This is a genomic window from Actinosynnema sp. NPDC002837 (assembly GCF_040295345.1).
In the GTDB taxonomy this organism is placed as follows: Bacteria; Actinomycetota; Actinomycetes; order Mycobacteriales; family Pseudonocardiaceae; genus Actinosynnema.
The window spans coordinates 1-16,647 of record NZ_JBEOVG010000019.1 but is presented as its reverse complement, the minus strand read 5'-3'; the positions used below and the strand labels follow the sequence as shown (position 1 = coordinate 16,647).

The 16,647-nt window shown below is 72.1% G+C and carries 18 protein-coding genes and 1 riboswitch; of the genes, 10 read left to right on the top strand and 8 right to left on the bottom strand.

The window, feature by feature from the left end:
- The first annotated feature begins 97 nt into the window (after nt 1-97).
- Genes thiC through ABTZ99_RS16300 form a run of 4 tightly spaced genes read left to right on the top strand, consistent with a single transcriptional unit; the run spans nt 98 to nt 4,008 of the window.
- Nucleotides 98-1,747, top strand: coding sequence for a phosphomethylpyrimidine synthase ThiC (gene thiC / locus ABTZ99_RS16315; RefSeq protein WP_498777737.1), 1,650 nt, complete (start codon nt 98-100; stop codon nt 1,745-1,747).
- A gap of 34 nt (nt 1,748-1,781) precedes the next feature.
- On the top strand, nt 1,782-2,585 hold the full coding sequence (thiD, locus tag ABTZ99_RS16310) for a bifunctional hydroxymethylpyrimidine kinase/phosphomethylpyrimidine kinase (RefSeq protein ID WP_498777740.1): 804 nt from the start codon (nt 1,782-1,784) through the stop codon (nt 2,583-2,585).
- A 10-nt stretch (nt 2,586-2,595) separates the two neighbouring features.
- Nucleotides 2,596-3,405, top strand: a complete 810-nt coding sequence (locus tag ABTZ99_RS16305; protein ID WP_499611993.1) for a class I SAM-dependent methyltransferase — start codon at nt 2,596-2,598, stop codon at nt 3,403-3,405.
- A 45-nt stretch (nt 3,406-3,450) separates the two neighbouring features.
- Nucleotides 3,451-4,008 (top strand): VanZ family protein, encoded by a 558-nt coding sequence (locus ABTZ99_RS16300; protein WP_498777744.1) that lies wholly within the window; start codon nt 3,451-3,453, stop codon nt 4,006-4,008.
- Here the strand turns inward: ABTZ99_RS16300 and ABTZ99_RS16295 are convergent.
- On the bottom strand, nt 3,935-4,459 hold the full coding sequence (locus tag ABTZ99_RS16295; protein ID WP_498777746.1) for a TetR/AcrR family transcriptional regulator: 525 nt from the start codon (nt 4,457-4,459) through the stop codon (nt 3,935-3,937). The genes ABTZ99_RS16300 and ABTZ99_RS16295 overlap by 74 nt on opposite strands.
- A 78-nt stretch (nt 4,460-4,537) precedes the next feature.
- On the opposite strand from ABTZ99_RS16295, the gene ABTZ99_RS16290 reads away from it, so the two are divergent.
- Together ABTZ99_RS16290 and ABTZ99_RS16285 are read left to right on the top strand one after the other, a co-directional pair.
- Nucleotides 4,538-4,975: an SRPBCC family protein gene (locus ABTZ99_RS16290; RefSeq protein ID WP_498777748.1), complete on the top strand. Its 438-nt coding sequence runs from the start codon at nt 4,538-4,540 to the stop codon at nt 4,973-4,975.
- Between the two features lie 151 nt (nt 4,976-5,126).
- Nucleotides 5,127-5,381 carry a hypothetical protein gene (locus tag ABTZ99_RS16285; RefSeq protein ID WP_498777750.1) on the top strand — a complete coding sequence of 85 codons (255 nt, stop codon included), beginning with the start codon at nt 5,127-5,129 and terminating at the stop codon, nt 5,379-5,381.
- 281 nt (nt 5,382-5,662) lie between these two features.
- Here ABTZ99_RS16285 and ABTZ99_RS16280 read toward each other — a convergent pair whose 3' ends face one another.
- Genes ABTZ99_RS16280 through thiO form a run of 4 tightly spaced genes read right to left on the bottom strand, consistent with a single transcriptional unit; the run spans nt 5,663 to nt 8,099 of the window.
- Nucleotides 5,663-6,094, bottom strand: coding sequence for a MarR family winged helix-turn-helix transcriptional regulator (locus tag ABTZ99_RS16280; RefSeq protein WP_230569728.1), 432 nt, complete (start codon nt 6,092-6,094; stop codon nt 5,663-5,665).
- 58 nt (nt 6,095-6,152) lie between these two features.
- Nucleotides 6,153-6,908: a thiazole synthase gene (locus ABTZ99_RS16275; protein WP_498777752.1), complete on the bottom strand. Its 756-nt coding sequence runs from the start codon at nt 6,906-6,908 to the stop codon at nt 6,153-6,155.
- A gap of 1 nt (nt 6,909) precedes the next feature.
- Nucleotides 6,910-7,110: a sulfur carrier protein ThiS gene (gene thiS, locus ABTZ99_RS16270; protein WP_498777754.1), complete on the bottom strand. Its 201-nt coding sequence runs from the start codon at nt 7,108-7,110 to the stop codon at nt 6,910-6,912.
- A complete protein-coding gene (gene thiO / locus ABTZ99_RS16265) occupies nt 7,107-8,099 on the bottom strand; it encodes a glycine oxidase ThiO (RefSeq protein WP_499612091.1) in 993 nt (330 codons plus the stop codon). Before thiO ends, thiS begins: the two co-directional genes overlap by 4 nt.
- Nucleotides 8,100-8,211: riboswitch (TPP riboswitch) on the bottom strand.
- A gap of 44 nt (nt 8,212-8,255) precedes the next feature.
- Between thiO and thiE the strand changes: the two genes are divergently transcribed.
- Both thiE and ABTZ99_RS16255 read left to right on the top strand, forming a co-directional pair.
- Nucleotides 8,256-8,906: a thiamine phosphate synthase gene (gene thiE, locus ABTZ99_RS16260; RefSeq protein WP_499611989.1), complete on the top strand. Its 651-nt coding sequence runs from the start codon at nt 8,256-8,258 to the stop codon at nt 8,904-8,906.
- 8 nt (nt 8,907-8,914) lie between these two features.
- The gene (locus tag ABTZ99_RS16255) at nt 8,915-9,670 is read left to right on the top strand and encodes a dioxygenase family protein (protein ID WP_499612089.1); all 756 of its coding nucleotides are present in this window, start codon (nt 8,915-8,917) and stop codon (nt 9,668-9,670) included.
- Nucleotides 9,671-9,797: 127 nt separating this feature from the next.
- Here ABTZ99_RS16255 and ABTZ99_RS16250 read toward each other — a convergent pair whose 3' ends face one another.
- Nucleotides 9,798-10,961 (bottom strand): S1 family peptidase, encoded by a 1,164-nt coding sequence (locus ABTZ99_RS16250; RefSeq protein WP_499611987.1) that lies wholly within the window; start codon nt 10,959-10,961, stop codon nt 9,798-9,800.
- Between the two features lie 541 nt (nt 10,962-11,502).
- Between ABTZ99_RS16250 and ABTZ99_RS16245 the strand changes: the two genes are divergently transcribed.
- Entirely contained in the window at nt 11,503-12,426 is a 924-nt protein-coding gene (locus ABTZ99_RS16245) for a threonine ammonia-lyase (protein ID WP_499611985.1), read from the top strand.
- A gap of 1 nt (nt 12,427) precedes the next feature.
- On the opposite strand, the gene ABTZ99_RS16240 is transcribed toward ABTZ99_RS16245, so the two are convergent.
- On the bottom strand, nt 12,428-13,885 hold the full coding sequence (locus tag ABTZ99_RS16240) for an MFS transporter (RefSeq protein ID WP_498777762.1): 1,458 nt from the start codon (nt 13,883-13,885) through the stop codon (nt 12,428-12,430).
- 349 nt (nt 13,886-14,234) lie between these two features.
- Nucleotides 14,235-14,993 carry a GntR family transcriptional regulator gene (locus ABTZ99_RS16235; RefSeq protein ID WP_230569723.1) on the bottom strand — a complete coding sequence of 253 codons (759 nt, stop codon included), beginning with the start codon at nt 14,991-14,993 and terminating at the stop codon, nt 14,235-14,237.
- A gap of 241 nt (nt 14,994-15,234) precedes the next feature.
- On the opposite strand from ABTZ99_RS16235, the gene ABTZ99_RS16230 reads away from it, so the two are divergent.
- On the top strand, nt 15,235-16,518 hold the full coding sequence (locus tag ABTZ99_RS16230; RefSeq protein WP_498777764.1) for a sugar ABC transporter substrate-binding protein: 1,284 nt from the start codon (nt 15,235-15,237) through the stop codon (nt 16,516-16,518).
- Nucleotides 16,519-16,647 lie beyond the last annotated feature (129 nt).

Genomic DNA, 16,647 nt, shown 5'->3' with positions numbered 1-16,647 from the left:
CGCCACAGCGGGCTGAGAGGGTGGCTGGAGCGCAACGGCTCCGGTGCCGCCGACCGCCTGAACCTGACCGGGTAATGCCGGCGTAGGGAGGAATGTCGTGACGGCACTTGACGACCGTTCGGTCAAGCCGAGCGTCACCACCGGGCCGATCTCGGGCTCGCACAAGGTCTACCGCGAGGTGGACGAGGGTGTGCGGGTCCCGTTCCGCCGGGTGGAGCTGACCAACGGCGATCACGTCGATCTGTACGACACTTCCGGTCCGTATACCGACGACAACGCGACCATCGACGTCCACAGTGGACTTCCCGAGCTGCGCGCGGACTGGATCGCCGCGCGCGAGCCGGTCGGCGGGGCGGTGACCCAGCTGGCGTACGCCAAGGCGGGGATCATCACGCCGGAGATGCGGTTCGTGGCGGCGCGCGAGAGCATGAGCCCGGAGTTCGTCCGGGACGAGGTGGCGATCGGCCGGGCGGTCATCCCGCTCAACCGCAACCACCCCGAGGCCGAGCCGATGATCATCGGGAAGAAGTTCCTGGTGAAGGTCAACGCGAACATCGGCAACTCGGCCGTGACCTCCTCGATCGAGGAGGAGGTGGAGAAGATGGTGTGGGCGTCGCGGTGGGGCGCCGACACGATCATGGACCTGTCGACGGGCAAGCGGATCCACGCGACCCGCGAGTGGATCATGCGGAACTCGCCGGTGCCGATCGGGACGGTGCCGATCTACCAGGCGTTGGAGAAGGTGGACGGCGATCCGGCGAAGCTGTCGTGGGAGGTCTACCGCGACACCGTGATCGAGCAGGCCGAGCAGGGCGTCGACTACATGACGGTGCACGCGGGCGTGCTGCTGCGGTACGTGCCGCTGACCGCGAAGCGGGTCACGGGCATCGTCTCGCGCGGCGGGTCGATCATGGCCGCGTGGTGCCTGGCGCACCACAAGGAGAGCTTCCTCTACACGCACTTCGAGGAGCTGTGCGAGATCCTGCGGACGTACGACGTGACGTTCTCGCTGGGTGACGGCCTGCGGCCGGGTTCGATCGCGGACGCCAACGACGAGGCGCAGTTCGCCGAGTTGCGGACGTTGGGCGAGTTGACGCACGTCGCGCGGTCGCACGACGTGCAGGTGATGATCGAGGGCCCGGGTCACGTGCCGATGCACAAGATCGCGGAGAACGTGCGGTTGGAGGAGGAGTGGTGCGGCGAGGCGCCGTTCTACACCCTCGGGCCGCTGGCCACGGACATCGCGCCCGCGTACGACCACATCACCTCGGCGATCGGGGCGGCGCAGATCGGCTGGCTGGGCACGGCGATGCTGTGCTACGTCACGCCGAAGGAGCACCTCGGCCTGCCGAACCGGGACGACGTGAAGACCGGCGTGATCACGTACAAGATCGCGGCGCACTCCGCCGACCTGGCCAAGGGGCACCCCGGCGTGCAGGACTGGGACGACGCGCTGTCGAAGGCGAGGTTCGAGTTCCGGTGGGAGGACCAGTTCAACCTGTCGCTGGACCCGGACACCGCGCGGTCCTACCACGACGAGACGCTGCCCGCGGCGCCCGCGAAGACGGCGCACTTCTGCTCGATGTGCGGGCCGAAGTTCTGCTCGATGAAGATCACCCAGGACGTGCGGCGGTACGCGGAGGAGCGCGGTCTGTCCACTGTGGAGGCGATCGAGGCGGGCATGTCGGAGAAGTCGCACGAGTTCACCGACCACGGGGCCAAGGTGTACCTGCCGGTGGTCGACTGATGGGGGCACGCGTGAGCCCGGCCGGGACGCGCTGATGGCCGCCACGCCACCGAGGGTCCTCACCATCGCCGGGTCCGATTCCGGCGGTGGTGCGGGCCTGCAGGCCGACCTGCGGACGCTGTTCGCGTGCGGTGTGCACGGGATGACGGCGGTCACGGCGGTGACCGTGCAGAACTCGCTGGGCGTCACCGGGTACACCGAGGTGCCGCCGGAGGTGGTGGCCGCGCAGATCGAGGCGGTGGCCTCGGACATCGGGGTGGACGCGGCGAAGACGGGGATGCTGGCGTCGGCGGCGATCATCGAGGCGGTCGCGGCGGCGGTGGACCGGGTCGACGTCGGGCCGTTCGTGGTCGACCCGGTGGCCGCGTCGATGCACGGGCAGCAGCTGCTGGCCGACGACGCGCTGGACGCGTTGCGGACGTTGCTGTTCCCGAGGGCGACGCTGGTGACGCCGAACCTGGACGAGGTGCGGCTGCTCACCGGTGTCGACGTGCGCAGCCGCGCCGACCAGCGCAAGGCCGCCGAGGCGCTGCACGCGATGGGCCCGCGGTGGGTGCTGGTGAAGGGCGGGCACCTGTGGGACGACCCGGAGTGCCTCGACGTGCTGTACGACGGCGCGGAGTTCGTCGAGCTGCTCGGGCCGCGCTACGACGTGAAGCACACGCACGGCAGCGGCGACACGCTCGCGTCGGCGATCGCGTCGCAGCTCGCGCGGGGTGCGGACGTGCCGACGGCGGTGCGGTTCGGCAAGGACTTCATCGTCCGCTCGGTGGCCGCCGCGTACCCGTTGGGTGGCGGGGTCGGTCCCGTGTCGCCGCTGTGGCGGTTGGAGGGCTAGCGTCGAGGGGGTGAAGGTCGACCTGACCGGCGCCCCCGAGACGATGTTGGCGACGCTGTACGCGCGGGCGCTCGACGCCCGCGCGCAGCGCCCGATCCTCGGTGACACGGCGGCGCTTGAGGCCGTGTCGCGCATCGAGTACGACTTCCCGCGGACCGGCATCACCGCGTCGACGGCGGCGGGTGTCGCGATGCGCGCGAAGCTGCTGGACGACTGGACCGCCGACTTCCTGGCCCGGCACCCGTCCGCGACCGTGCTGCACCTGGCGTGCGGGCTGGACGCGCGGGCGCGGCGGGTGGGGTTCGGGTCGGGCGTGCGGTGGGTGGACGTCGACTTCCCGGCGGTCGCCGAGCTGCGTGAACGGCTGCTGGACGTGCCGGCCGGGGACTACCGGCTGGTGCACGCGTCCGTCACGGACGGCGGGTGGTGGGACGGGGTGCCCGCGGACCGGCCCGTGGTCGCCGTGTTCGAGGGCCTGACCATGTACCTGACCGGGGACGAGGTGCGGGACCTGGTGCGGCGGGTCACGGGGCGGTTCGGCCGGGGTGAGCTGCTGTTCGACGTGTACGGGTCGTTCGGGATCAGGTTGCAGAGGTTCGTGCCGGCCGTGCGGCGGGCGGGTGCGACGCTGCACTGGGGGTTGGACGACCCGACCGTCGTCGAGGGCTGGCACGAGGGGTTGAGGTGCGTGGACGCGGTGCGGTCGGTGGAGCTGCCGCAGATCGCGGCCGAGCCGTGGCCGGCGCGCGTCCCGATGTGGGTCATGGCGCGGTTGCCGAAGGTCAGGGACGTGGGGCGGGTGCTGCGGTACCGGTTCTAAGGATGTTCTAAGCCACCGCTGTGGAACTCAGGCGTCTTGTATGGCATGAGCGCACTTCAGGACGCCTACGTGGCCGAGCTGGTGTTGAGCCAGCCCGAGGCGGTGGCGGCGTTGTTCGCCGGATCGGTGTTCTTGGGCGCGGTCGGCTTCGTGGTGGCGCGGCGGCGGGGGTGGGCCGCGCTGCCCGCCGTGCTGGCCGGGTGCGGGATGGCGTTGGCGCTGGCGGTGACCTTGGCGCGGCCGGGCGGGTCGTTCTCGGTCGCCACGACCGACCCGATCGGGATGTGCGTCGCGAACGAGTTCTCGATGGCGGGGTCGTTGGCGCGGCTGAACCTGCTGATGCTCGTGCCGTTCGCGTTCTTCGGCACGCTCGCCACGCGGCGGCCGTTCGCGGTGCTGGGCGTGGCGGCGGCGTTCAGCGGGGCGGTGGAGTTCGTGCAGGCGTTGACCGCGATCGGGGTGTGCGAGGCGCAGGACTTCATCAACAACACCGTGGGCGCGTTCTTCGCGGTGCTGGTGGCGTGGCTGCTCACAGTCGCCGCAGGTAGCCCTCGTACAACGCGCGCAGGTCGACCGTCTCGGGATCCAGCAGCCACAGGGTGAGCGCGCCTTCGAGGAACGCGACCAGCTCGGTCGCCCGCTCGGCGCCGAGGCGGTGGGCGAACGCCTGCCGCAGGGCGCGGTTGCGGGTCAGGAAGCGGGTGCGGACGTCGTTGTCGGCGGCCAGGTGCTCGGCCTGCAGGACGGCGTGCAGCGTGGCCAGGCCCTTGTGCTCCACGGTGTAGTCCGCGTCGGAGAGCAGCGCGGCTTTGAGTCCTTCGACGCCTTGGTCGGCGTGCTCGGCGACGCGGGCGGCGGCACGGGCGTCGAACTCGTCCAGGACGGCCTTGAGCAGGTTCTCCTTGGACCCGAAGTGGTGGATGACGGCGGAGGGCGTGACGCCGGCGCGGGCGGCGATGGCGGCGACCCCCGTGCCCGCGTAGCCCTGCCGGCCGAACAGCTCGATGGCGGCGTCGACCAGCGCGCGACGCCGTTCGACGCCGCGTTGCTGCACCTGCCCCTTGACTCCTGCGATGGCCGCGAGCTTATCGGGGGTGACGGCGGGCCGTGCGGGCAATTATCCTGCACGATCATGCAGGAAAATGAGCTGAGGACGACCGTCACCATCTCCGCGCCGATCACCCGCGTGTGGGCGGTGCTGACCGATTTCCCGAGGTACCGGGAGTGGAACGAGCTGATCGAGTACGTGTCGGGCACGGCGGTGGCGGGCGCGGAGGTGCGCACCCGGGCCGCTTGGGGGTCGCCCGCGCAACGCGAGTTCGAGGGCCGGATCACCGCCGTCGAGCCGCCTCACCTGCTGGCCTCGGAGGGCGGCGACCCGGACCTGTTCTTCGGCCGGCACCGGTGGGAGCTGTCCGAGGAGTCGCCGGGCGTGACGCGCCTGGTGAACCGCGAGACGTGGACCGGCCCCCTCGCCGCTTCGGTGTACGCGTCGAGCGTCGACCTGCTGACCGGCGAGTTCGACGCGTTCAACCGGGCGTTGAAAGCCGAGGCGGAACGGCTTGCTTGACCTGGATGCGCGTGCGGTTTCGGGCACGTTCCGACGAGGTCCGCAGGCTCGGGCTATTCGCTTGGCTCGACGGCCCTCCGAACCCGAGACTGGGGCGGTGCCACGTGCTGCCCGAACCCGTGCGCTGCTGCATGCCCGCGTTCTCGACGTCGTGAGCAGGTGGGATCCGGAATCACTGCTCGCCTTCGAGGCGCCGCGGGACGAGTACGAGCCGGAAGCCAGAGCGTTCGCCGCGCTGCTCAATCGGGGCGTCACCATCACGCCCGAGGTGGTGCGACAGGTCTGGGAGGACTGGTTCGGTCCGGATTCGGCGTTCGTGCGCTTGGCGTCGCCCGCGGTGTTGGCGGAGTTCGCCGGGGAGCTGAACCAGGCTGCCGCCCCAGCCGAGGGGTCCGCGCAGGGGTGACCACCGGTGCGGCGACGCGGCTGCGCTTGCGGTCGCGCCGGTCGACGTGCCGCCGCGGACCCATCCAGCCGACGCTTGGCCGGCACTGCGCAAGGGGAACGCACCGCCGGCATCGCCGGCAGGGGAACGCTTCGCCGGGATCCCGGCAACGGAACGCCTCGCAGGCACCCCGACAGGAGCCACGCTTCGCAGGCGTCCCCGGCAAGGGGACCCCTGCTTTTACCCTGCCACACCGGTACGACGATTCCGAGGCCGCGAGCGCCGGCTGTGGACAACCCCGGTCAGCCGACCTCGCCCACCAGTTCCTCCAACGCGGGCAGGGCGTTGACGAGGGCGTCGCGGTGTTCCGGCGCCAGCTCCTCGATCCGCCGCTGCAACTCCCGCACCCGCGCCGAGCGCACGCCCGACACCATCGTCACGCCCTCCGGCGTCGGCGTCGCCAGCCACGCCCGCCCGTCCTGCGGGTCGGGTTCACGCCGCACGTACCGGGCCTCCACCAGCGCCGCCACGATCCGCGACAACGTCGGCGGCGCGACGCCCTCCTTCGCGGCCAGGTCCCCCAACCGCATGGGACCGCACCGCGCCAACGTGGCCAGCGCCGACACCGCGCCCGGCCCGAGCCCGGGCGACCCGGTGCGCCGCAGCAGCCGGGATAGCCTGCCGATCGCGAGGTACAGCCGGGCGGTGGCGTCCTCGACCTGGTCGGCCGTCACGGCACTCCTCCTCGGGCAGACGGACAGGATGGAGCATCCATCATGCCGTGCCCCGCAATCACCCCACTGCCGGACTCGACGCGTGCGCCCAGAACCGCTTCGGGATCCGCCCCGCCAGCTTCGCCAGCCGACCGGCCTCCACCCCCGCGCGCATCGCCGCCGCCATCCGTTCGGGGTCCTGCGCCCTGGTCACGGCGGTCGCCAGCAGCACGGCCGAACAGCCCAGCTCCATCGCCAACGCCGCGTCCGACGCCGTGCCCACCCCCGCGTCGAGGATCACCGGCACGGACGCGCGCGACACGATCAGCTCGATGTTGTGCGGGTTGCGGATCCCGAGCCCGGTCCCGATCGGCGAACCCAGCGGCATGACGGCGGCGCAGCCGACCTGCTCCAGCCGCAGCGCCAGCACCGGGTCGTCGGACGTGTAGGGCAGCACCACGAACCCGTCGTCGACCAGCTTCTCGGCCGCGTCGAGCAGCTCCACCGGGTCGGGCAGCAGGGTCTGGTCGTCGGCGACGACCTCCAGCTTCACCCAGTCCGTCCCCAACGCCTCCCGCGCCAGCCGGGCCGTCAGCACGGCCTCCGCGGCGGTGCGGCAGCCGGCCGTGTTCGGCAGCGCCGGGATGCCCAGCCTGGTCAGCAGGTCGAGCACACCGCCGCCGGAGGAGTCCAGGCGCCGCATCGCGACCGTCGTCAACTCCGTGCCGGACGCCACCAGCGCGCGTTCCAGCACCGCCAGGTTCGCCGCGCCACCGGTGCCCATGACCAGGCGCGAGCCGAACTCGCGCCCGGCGATCACCAACGGGTCGTCCACGTCACCCTCCCTGCACGGCGGTCAGCACCTCGACCGCGGAACCGTCGGACAGCACCGTCGTCCCCCACGCCGCGCGCGGCACGACCTCGCCGTCCAGCGCGACCGCGACACCGCGGGGCGGCGCGTCGAGCAGCGCCAGCACGGTGGCGACGGTCGACCCGTCGGCCAGTTCCCGCTCCAGACCGTTGACCTTCGCCTTCACCGACTGCTTCCTCCTTCGCGGAGCAGGGAGAGCACCCGCCGCGCCGTGACGGGGGCGAGCAGCAGACCGTTGCGGTGGTGGCCGGTGGCGGCCAGCACGCCGGGCTCCAGCCACTTGACCACCGGCGCGTTGTCGGGGCTGCCCGCGCGGAACCCGGCGGCGACCTCGGTGAGCGCGTACTCGGCGATGCCCGGCCACACCACCTCGGCGTCGCGCAGCAGGTCGCGCACGCCGCCCACGGTCACGTCACCGTCGAACCCGGCCTCGTACTGGGTGGCGCCGAGCACGAACCCGCCCTCGCGCGGCACCAGGTAGACGGGGCGGCCGGAGACGTGGGCGCGGATCGTGTGCCGGGGCGGCGGCAACGCGCCGGGTCGCGCCGACAGCCGCAGGATCTCGCCCTTCACCGGGCGGATCACGTCGCGCAGCAGGGGGTGCAGGTCGCGGCTCCACGCGCCGGCCGCGATCACCGTCACGTCCGGCTCCGCGGCGGGCTCGGCCGCGAACGCGACACCGCCGGCGGCGCACGCCTCCCGCAACGCGCGCAGCAGCGCCCGGTTGTCCACGGCGACGTCACCCGGCACCGACAGTCCACTTCGGACCGATCCGAGGCCGGGCTCCACCGCGCGCAGCTCACGACCCGTCAACCGGGACGCCGACCGCCCCATCCGGCCCAGGTAGGCGCACAACTGGTCCAGCACCTCGACGTCGGCCCGGTCGACCGCCACCGCCAACGTCCCCGCGGGACTCAGCTCGACGCCGAGCGAGCGCGCGAACTCCGGCCACAGCGCCAACGACTCCACGCCGAGTGCGAGCACGTCCTCGTCACCGGGCCACGCCTCGGTGATCGGCGCCAGCATCCCGCCCGCGACCCACGAGCCGCCGTGCGGCGAGCCGCGGTCGACGACCTCCACCGCGTGACCGGCACGCGCGGCGTACCAGGCCGTGGACAGCCCGATGACACCACCGCCGAGGACGGTCACTCGCATTGCCAAGGCACTCACGCTCCCTGCGCCGGCATGACCCGGATCAGGTTCGACGGTCGGAGCGAACCACGCTCCCTCTCAGCCCGGTGTGTTCCAGGCTCCCGTGCGGACCACGTCCACCGTAGCGCACGGAACGCGCCGGCGGTTACCGTGCCGCCCGTGCCAGGACTCGACGGAACGCGGATCAGGCGGCGGCTCGCCGACGCACGGCTCTACCTCTGCACGCCCGCGCGGCCCGACCTCGCCGAGTTCGCGGACGCCGCGCTCGCCGGTGGCGTCGACATCGTGCAGTTGCGGGACAAGGGCCTCGAAGCCAAGCAGGAGATCGCGGCGCTGGAGGTGCTCGCCGAGGCGTGCGCGCGGCACGGCGCGCTGCTCGCGGTGAACGACCGGGCGGACGTGGCACTCGCCGTGGACGCCGACGTGCTGCACCTGGGCCAGGACGACCTGCCGGTGCCGCTGGCGCGCCGGGTCGTCGGGGACGACGTGGTGATCGGCCGCTCCACGCACGACGTGGGGCAGGCGCGGGCGGCGGCCATCGAGCCGGGGGTGGACTACTTCTGCACCGGGCCGTGCTGGCCGACGCCGACCAAGCCGGGCCGTCCCGCGCCGGGCCTCGACCTGGTGCGCGCCACGGCGGGCACGACCGACCGGCCGTGGTTCGCCATCGGCGGCATCGACGCCGACCGGCTGCCGCAGGTGCTGGAGGCGGGCGCGGAGCGGGTCGTGGTCGTGCGCGCCGTCACGGAGGCCGAGGACCCCCGCGCCGCCGCCTCTTGGTTGAAGCTTCAACTAAAGGGCGTACAGTAGTCCGCGTGATGCCTGTGCTGTACCTGGGCCACGGGGCGCCCCCGCTGGCCGACGACGAGCGGTGGACCGGCGAGCTGAGGTCGTGGTCGGCGGGGCTGCCGCGCCCCGCGTCGATCCTCGTCGTCTCGGCGCACTGGGAGAACGACCCGCTCACGCTGGGCGCGACGACGACCGTGCCGCTCACGTACGACTTCTGGGGCTTCCCCCGGCGGTACTACGAGGTCACCTACCCCGCGCCGGGCGCGCCCGACCTGGCCCGCGAGGTCATCGGGCTGCTCGACCGCCCAGTCGCGCACGACGAACGGCGCGGGCTGGACCACGGCGCGTACGTGCCGCTGAAGGAGATGTTCCCCGAGGCGGACGTCCCGGTGTTGCAGATGTCCCTGCCCAGCCTCGACCCGCGCGACCTGTTCGACGTCGGCCGCCGGCTGGCCCCGCTGCGCGAGCAGGGCGTGCTGATCGTGGGCAGCGGGTTCATGACGCACAACCTGAGCTGCGTAGACCTGTCCGCGGCCCCCGACTACCGGCCGCCGTCGTGGTCGGCCGAGTTCGACGACTGGGCGGGCCGGGCGCTGGCCGACGGCGACGTGGACGCGTTGCTGGACTTCCAGCGCAAGGCTCCCGCCGCCGGCGTGGCCCACCCGCGCACCGAGCACTTCGCGCCGCTGTTCGTGTCGCTGGGGGCGAGCGCCGCGCAGGAGGCCACGACGACCGTCGACGGCTTCTGGTACGGGCTGTCCAAGCGGTCCGTGCAGTTCTCCTGAGCGGACGCGGAACGCCCCCCGAGCCGGTCGGGCCCGGACGCGGAACGCCCCCGAGCCCTCGGCCCGGGGGCGTTCGCCAAGCGGTGCGCGGCCCACAGGGGACGACCGCGCGCCTGTGTCCGCGAGGTCAGCCGCGGGTCAGGCTCAAGCCGTAGGCGCTGAGGATCTCGCCGACCGGCTGGAAGAAGGTCGTGCCGCCGGAGGAGCAGTTGCCCGAACCGCCGGAGGTCACGCCCTGGGCCTGGCTGTAGCCGGAGCCCGCGACCCACGAACCGCCCGAGTCACCCGGCTCGGCGCAGGCGTTCGTGCGGGTCATGCCGTACACGGCGCCCTGCGCGTAGTTCACCGTCTGGTTCTTGGCCTGGACGGTGCCGCAGCGCCAGCCGGTGGTCGAGCCGGAACGGCAGATCGCCGCGCCGATCGCCGCCGAGGTGGAGCCGGTCACGGTGACGTTGGAGCCGTTGTAGCGGTTGACCCACGGACGCGAGGTCCAGCTGGAGTTCGTCCGCACCCAGGCGTAGTCGTTGCCCGGGAAGGACGAGCCCGCGAACGAGCCCTGCGAGACGCGGTTGTAGCCGGTCGTGGCGTTGCCGACCCGACCGCAGTGACCCGCCGTCACGAAACCGCCGCTGACCGCGAAGCCGACCGAGCACCGGCCGCTGCCGATGTAGTACGCGTCGCCGCCGCGGGTGTCGTACAGGGTGGTCGGGCTCTGGTCGACCTCGACCACCCGGACCGCCGGGCTGACCGACTTGGCCGAGGCCAGGAACGCCTCCGCCGCCGCGTCCCGCTGGAAGCGGTTGACCTCGACGACGACCGAGTTCGTCTGCTCGTCGACCCGCCAGCCGGTGATCGACGACGGCGCCGACAGGGTGTCGATCGTCGACTTCGCGCCGGTCAGCTGCTGGTGGGAGAAGGCGACGTACTTGGCGTCGGCGCCCGCGGCACGGGCCGCGCCCGCCTTCGCCGAGTCGGTCACCGCGACCACCAGCTTGCCGGTCGCCCCGTTGATCCACGAGCCCGCGTAGGCGCTGCCGACCGCGGACCGCGCCGCGGACTCGACCTCACCCGCCCGGGTGTCACTCGCCAAACGGGCGGTGACCTGTTCGGCGGTCAGGCCGAGGTCACGTTGCGCCGCTTGGAGCAACTCGGCGGGGTAGCTCTCCGTGTCGGCCGGGCTTGCGCCATAGGGGGCGGCGGGTGCCGCGATGGCCGGTACGCTGAGAGCTGTAGCCGTGCCGGTGGCCAGCAGGACGGCCGTGGCAAGGCGGACCGCACTCGTGCGGTTCATTAGGCGTCTCCCTCATCTTCGGGTGCAGGGAACCCGAGAGCCTGGTTGCAGGGACCGCTCTCGGGGGCTCTAGGGGGACGGGTGGTGGGGCGGCGGCAGGGGTCGCCCCACCCCTTTACTTCTCGCCCGTGTCGTCGCCCGGGTTCGAGTCGGTGAGTCGGCGGTCGGGCCCGAGCTCGGCGAAGCGCACGGCAAGGACGGCGCTCGCGTGTCTCGCATGGCACTCCTCCCGATCTCTACCGACCAGTACTCACCCGTTCGAGCGACGTTATGACTCCGTAACCTGTTACGGCCCGAGCCATCTGAGGGCGAAGTGTGTCACAGGACACGCCGACGTGACTGCGCTGTGTAGCGTTTGACAGTTAACTCTCACTCAAGGTAGTGAGTCGATCACCGATTCGGGCGGTTTTGCCAGAAGTAAGCGATTCGGTTAAGCCAGCCACGGACGTGTGAATGTTGTTGCCCCGGGCGGGTGAAGCAGGAGGAGTTCCGGTAACGACCCGTGTACTCGTCACACCGCCGCAGGGGTGAGGATCGACGCATGGGACTCGTCACCATCTCCGACATCCGGGCCGCCGCCGACCGCATCGAGGGCGCGGCGGTCCGCACTCCCCTGCTGCGGTTCGACGACGGGTTGTGGCTCAAGCCGGAGAGCCTGCAACCGGTCGGCGCCTTCAAGATCCGCGGCGCGTACAACGCGCTGGCGCGGCTGACCGAGGACGTGCGGGCGCGCGGCGTCGTCGCCTACTCCAGCGGGAACCACGCCCAGGCCGTCGCCTATGCGGCGAAGCTGTTCGGCGTGCCCGCGGTGATCGTCGTGCCGGACGACACCCCGCGGGTCAAGGTCGACGCGACCCTCTCGCACGGCGCCGAGGTCGTCCAGGTGCCGATGGCGCTGCGGGAGGCGCGGGCCGCCGAGCTGGTCGCGGAACGGGGCGCGACGCTGATCCCGCCGTTCGACCACCCGGACGTCATCGCCGGTCAGGGCACGGTCGGGCTCGAGGTGATCGCCGAGAAGCCGGACGTGGCGACGGTGCTCGTGCCGGTCAGCGGCGGCGGGCTGATCTCGGGCGTGGCCGCGGCGGTGAAGGCGCTGAGCCCGTCCACGCGGGTGATCGGGGTGGAGCCGGAGCTGGCCGGTGACGCGGCCGAGTCGCTGCGGGTCGGCACGCTGGTCCGGTGGCCGGCGGGCGACCGGGCCCGGACGATCGCCGACGGGCTGCGCGCCGAGCCGTCCGAGCTGACGTTCGAGCACCTGCGCGCCTACGTGGACGACATCGTGACGGTGTCCGAGGAGCAGATCGGCGAGGCGGTCGGCGTGCTGGCCCGGCGGGCGCGGCTGGTGGTGGAGCCCAGCGGCGCGGTGACCGTGGCCGCGCACCTCGCGCGGCCGTCCTCGGGTCCGACCGTGGCCGTGCTGTCCGGCGGGAACGTCGACCCCGAGGTGTTCGCCCGGTACCTCTGAGTCAGTCGGGCACGCGGGCGGGCGGGCCGTCGACGCCGCAGCTGTGGCACTCGGGCACTTCGGGCGTCGGCTCCAGGACGCGGTTGTCCACGCCGACGGCCATCAGCCCGCCGACGATCGACGCGACCGCGCACACCAGCAGGGCCGTCTGCCAGCCCTCGGTGAGCGCGGTCGGGTCGGCGTACTGGGCGCCGGTCAGGCCCGCCACGGCCGGCAGCACGGCCACCGCGACCAGGCTGCCGGTGCGGGCGACGGCGTTGTTCACGCCCGAGGCGACCCCCGCGTACCGGTCGGGTGCGGCGGCCAGCACGGTCGCCGTCACCGGCGCGACCACGGCCGCCAGGCCGAAGCCGAACACCAGCAGGCCGGGCAGCACGCCGGTCCAGTAGCCCGCGCCGGGCTCGACCCAGCGCAGCATCAGCATGCCGACGCCGATCAGGACCGGTCCTCCGACGAGTTGGGCGCGCGGCCCGATCCGCTGGGCGAGCGCGCCGGAGCGTGCGGACAGGGCGAGCAGGATCAGCGTGATGGGCACGCTGGCCAGGCCGGACGCCGTCGGCGAGTAGTGCAGTGAGACCTGCAGTTGCAGCACCATCAGCACCATCACCCCGCCCAGGGCCGCGTAGACGAGGAACGTCAGGGCGTTGGACAGCACGAACGTGCGGTTGGCGAACAGCTGGGGCGGCACCAGCGGGTCGGCGCCCCGGCGTTGCAGCACGACGAACACCACCAAGCCGGCAACACCGACCACCCCGGCGGTGACCACGAGCGCGTCGGCGCCCCGGACCGGCGCCTCGACCAGCGCGCCGGTGATGCCCGCGAGGCCGATCGCGCCGACGACCGACTCGCCGATGTTCGGGCGGCCGGTGAGGGCCTCGTCGCGGGATTCGGGCACGTGGCGGCGGGCGAGCCACACGCACAGCGCCGCGATGGGCAGGTTGATCAGGAACGCGAGCCGCCACGACCAGGCCTGCACCAGCAGGCCGCCGAGCAGCGGCCCGATCGCCGTGGCGACGCCGGACAGGCCGGACCAGGCGCCGATCGCCCGGCCGCGGTCGGCACGGGCGAACACCGATTGGAGGATGGCGAGCGAACCGGGGGTGAGCAGGGCGCCGCCGATGCCTTGGAGCACGCGTGCGACGACGAGCAGTTCGGTGGTCGGCGCGAGGCCGCAGAGCAGGGAGGCGGCGCCGAACCAGAGCACGCCGAAGGTGAAGACCCGGCGGCGGCCGTACCGGTCGCCCAGCGAGCCCGCGATCAGGATCAGCGAGGCCAGGGCCAGGAGGTAGCCGTCGAGGATCCACTGGAGGCCGGCCACGGAGGCTTCGAGCTCGGCGCCGATGCGGGGCAGCGCGACGTTGACGATCGTGCTGTCGAGCATCGCCATGCCCGACCCGAGGATGGTCGTCGCCAGCACGGCCTTCGCCCGGCCCGTGCCCCACACCACAGTTTCCGCCACAGATCCATTCTGCTCTCGGAGTTGTCCACAGGCCGACCCGGAGCACCCGGAACCGTCGGTGGCCGCCGGCAGGATGAAGAACGGGGGTCCCCCTGGGCGGGGTACGCGGTTGGGTCAGGACGAGCTCGTGCGCGCGGGCGGTGCACTGAGCCCACGGACGCTCGCCGCGCTCAATGAGGCACTCAAGATCGCGCTTGCGCTTCCGTAAGCACCGGGATCGAACCAAAGGCCTCTGACCTGCGGAAAACGAGGACCTTACGCGCGGCGTCGATCATGCTTCGAGTCAACGCCACCCGCTTGCCACTGGACGCCGCCCGGTCACGCCTCGCGACCGGGCGGCGGCACGGGCTCAGCCCGCGGGACGGTTCAGGGTGGCGACGAACTTGTAGCGATCACCCCGGTACACCGAGCGCACCCACTCCACCGGGTTGCCCTCCGTGTCGAACGAGTGCCGCGACAGCAGCAGCATCGGCAGGCCGATGTCGGCCCCCAGCAGCTCCGCCTCCTCCGGCGACGCCAGCGCGGTCTCGATGGTCTCCTCCGCGTGCCCCATCTCGACCCCGAACCGCTCCCGCAGCACCTGGTACAGCGACGCGCCCGGCGCGAGGTAGCGCCGCAGGCCGCGGAACCGGCCCAGGGCCAGGTGCGTGGTCTCGATCGCCATCGGCTCGCCGTCGGCCAGCCGCAGCCGGTGCAGCCGGAGCACCTTCGCACCCGCCCGCACGCCGAGCAGCCTGGCCAGCTCGGCCTCGGCGGGCATCTCCGACGCCTCGATCAACCGCGACGACGGCTGCCTGCCCTGCGCCTTCATGTCCTCTGTGTACGACGACAGCTGAAGCCGTTGCGCCACCTTGGGTTCCGCGGCGAACGTGCCCTTGCCCTGCACGCGCAGCAACCGACCCTCCACGGTCAGTTCGGCAAGCGCTTGCCGCACCGTCGTGCGCGACACGTCGAACTCCGCCGCCAGCGAACGTTCCGTCGGGATCGGCGATCCGGGCGGCAACGCGCGCAGGAGGTCGAGCAGATGCCGCTTGAGTCCCCAGTACTTCGGCTCGCGCTGCGCGCGAGTCCTGGCGTCCACGCCAGTCGCAGGGCTCGTCTCGAGCATGCCTTCCTCCTCGCCCCTTGCCAGCCGACCTTGCCAGCGCTCCCAGACACAGGATGCCTTGTCCTCGTCGGATCGTGCGCCCGAACCCCCGACAAGCGCCAAGAAAATGATCCGATGACTTTGCAACGGTCCAGCAACGGCCTTGACATGCCCTGTGGCGAGGCACACTCTAGGCCGCATTGGTCTACACCACTTTGGAGTTCCGGTCGTGGGATCGGGGCATGGGGAAAGGGCGCACAACGTGAAGGGCTGGAGAGGACTGGCCGTAGGTGCCGCCGCACTCGCGGTGGCCGTGGCCGGATGTGGCACGAGCTCCGACGGCGGCAGCGGAAACTCCGGAGAACCCAAGACGCTGACGGTGTGGTTGATGGACGGCTCGGCGCCGACCACCCTGACCGACGCGCTGAACAAGGAGTTCCAGGACTCGCACCCCGGCGTGACCGTCAAGTACGAGATCCAGAAGTGGAACGGCATCCAGGAGAAGCTGACCACCGCGCTGACCAGCAACAACCCGCCGGACGTCATCGAGCTGGGCAACACCCAGACGGCGAAGTTCGCGGCCGAGGAGACGCTGACCGACCTCAGCGCGGACGCCGCCGGCCTCAACGGCGACCAGTGGCTGGGCGGCCTGGAGGACTCGCTGACCTGGGACGGCAAGAAGTACGGCCTGCCGTTCTACGCCGCGAACCGCACGGTCATCTACCGGACCGACCTGTTCGAGGCCGCGGGCATCACCGCCGCGCCGAAGTCGCGTGACGAGTGGATCGCCGCGATCGAGAAGCTGAAGACGGCCAACGCGGCCGACCCCGACTTCCAGCCCCTCTACCTGCCGGGCCAGTCCTGGTACGTGCTGCTGTCCCTGATCTGGGACGAGGGCGGCGACGTGGCCAAGCCGCAGGGCTCCGCCTGGGCGGGCGCGCTCGACACCCCGCAGGCCAAGGCCGGCCTGGAGTTCTACAAGAAGCTGGTCGACACCTCCGGCACCAAGGCGCCGAAGGACGCGGACGAGGCCACCCCGCAGCAGATGGAGGTGTTCGCCACGGGCAAGGTCGGCATGATGATCGGCCTGCCGTGGGAGCTCGCGGGCGCGGTCAAGGCCAACGCCGACCTGAAGGAGAAGACCTCGGCGTTCGCCATCCCGTCGAAGACCGCGGGCAAGACCGCCCCGGTGTTCCTCGGCGGCTCGAACCTCGCCATCCCGGCCGGCAGCAAGAACGCCGACCTGGCCAAGGAGTACCTGAAGCTGCTGTCGTCCAAGAAGTACCAGGACATGCTGGCCGAGGGCGGCGCGGTGCCCGGCACCTCGACCGACACGGCCAAGCTGGCCACCACCCCGATCGGCAAGGCGCTGGCCGAGTCCGCCCCGAACGGCAAGGTCACCCCGACCACCCCGTCGTGGGCCGCGGTCGAGGCGGGCCAGAACCCGCTGAAGGACATGCTGACGGCGTACCTGACCGGCGCGAAGCCGCTGGACCAGGCCACGTCCGACGCCAACGCGGCCTTGTCGAAGACCCTGGCCGGATGACGATCGGATGACGGCCGTGCACACGACCGACGCCGCGGTGCCGACGAGCTCCTCGTGGGGCCCGCCGCGGGGGCGCCCGGGCGGGGCGGCGCGCCCGCGGGGGGGGGGCGTGGTCACGGGGGGGGCCGA

Bases quoted from the DNA above. Each gene is read 5' to 3' on its own strand.
- thiD (WP_498777740.1), top strand. From the start codon at position 1,782: ATGGCCGCCACGCCACCGAGGGTCCTCACCATCGCCGGGTCCGATTCC.
- ABTZ99_RS16300 (WP_498777744.1), top strand. From the start codon at position 3,451: ATGAGCGCACTTCAGGACGCCTACGTGGCCGAGCTGGTGTTGAGCCAG.
- ABTZ99_RS16290 (WP_498777748.1), top strand. From the start codon at position 4,538: ATGCAGGAAAATGAGCTGAGGACGACCGTCACCATCTCCGCGCCGATC.
- thiO (WP_499612091.1), bottom strand. From the start codon at position 8,099: ATGCGAGTGACCGTCCTCGGCGGTGGTGTCATCGGGCTGTCCACGGCC.
- ABTZ99_RS16255 (WP_499612089.1), top strand. From the start codon at position 8,915: ATGCCTGTGCTGTACCTGGGCCACGGGGCGCCCCCGCTGGCCGACGAC.
- ABTZ99_RS16250 (WP_499611987.1), bottom strand. From the start codon at position 10,961: ATGAACCGCACGAGTGCGGTCCGCCTTGCCACGGCCGTCCTGCTGGCC.
- ABTZ99_RS16245 (WP_499611985.1), top strand. From the start codon at position 11,503: ATGGGACTCGTCACCATCTCCGACATCCGGGCCGCCGCCGACCGCATC.
- ABTZ99_RS16235 (WP_230569723.1), bottom strand. From the start codon at position 14,993: ATGCTCGAGACGAGCCCTGCGACTGGCGTGGACGCCAGGACTCGCGCG.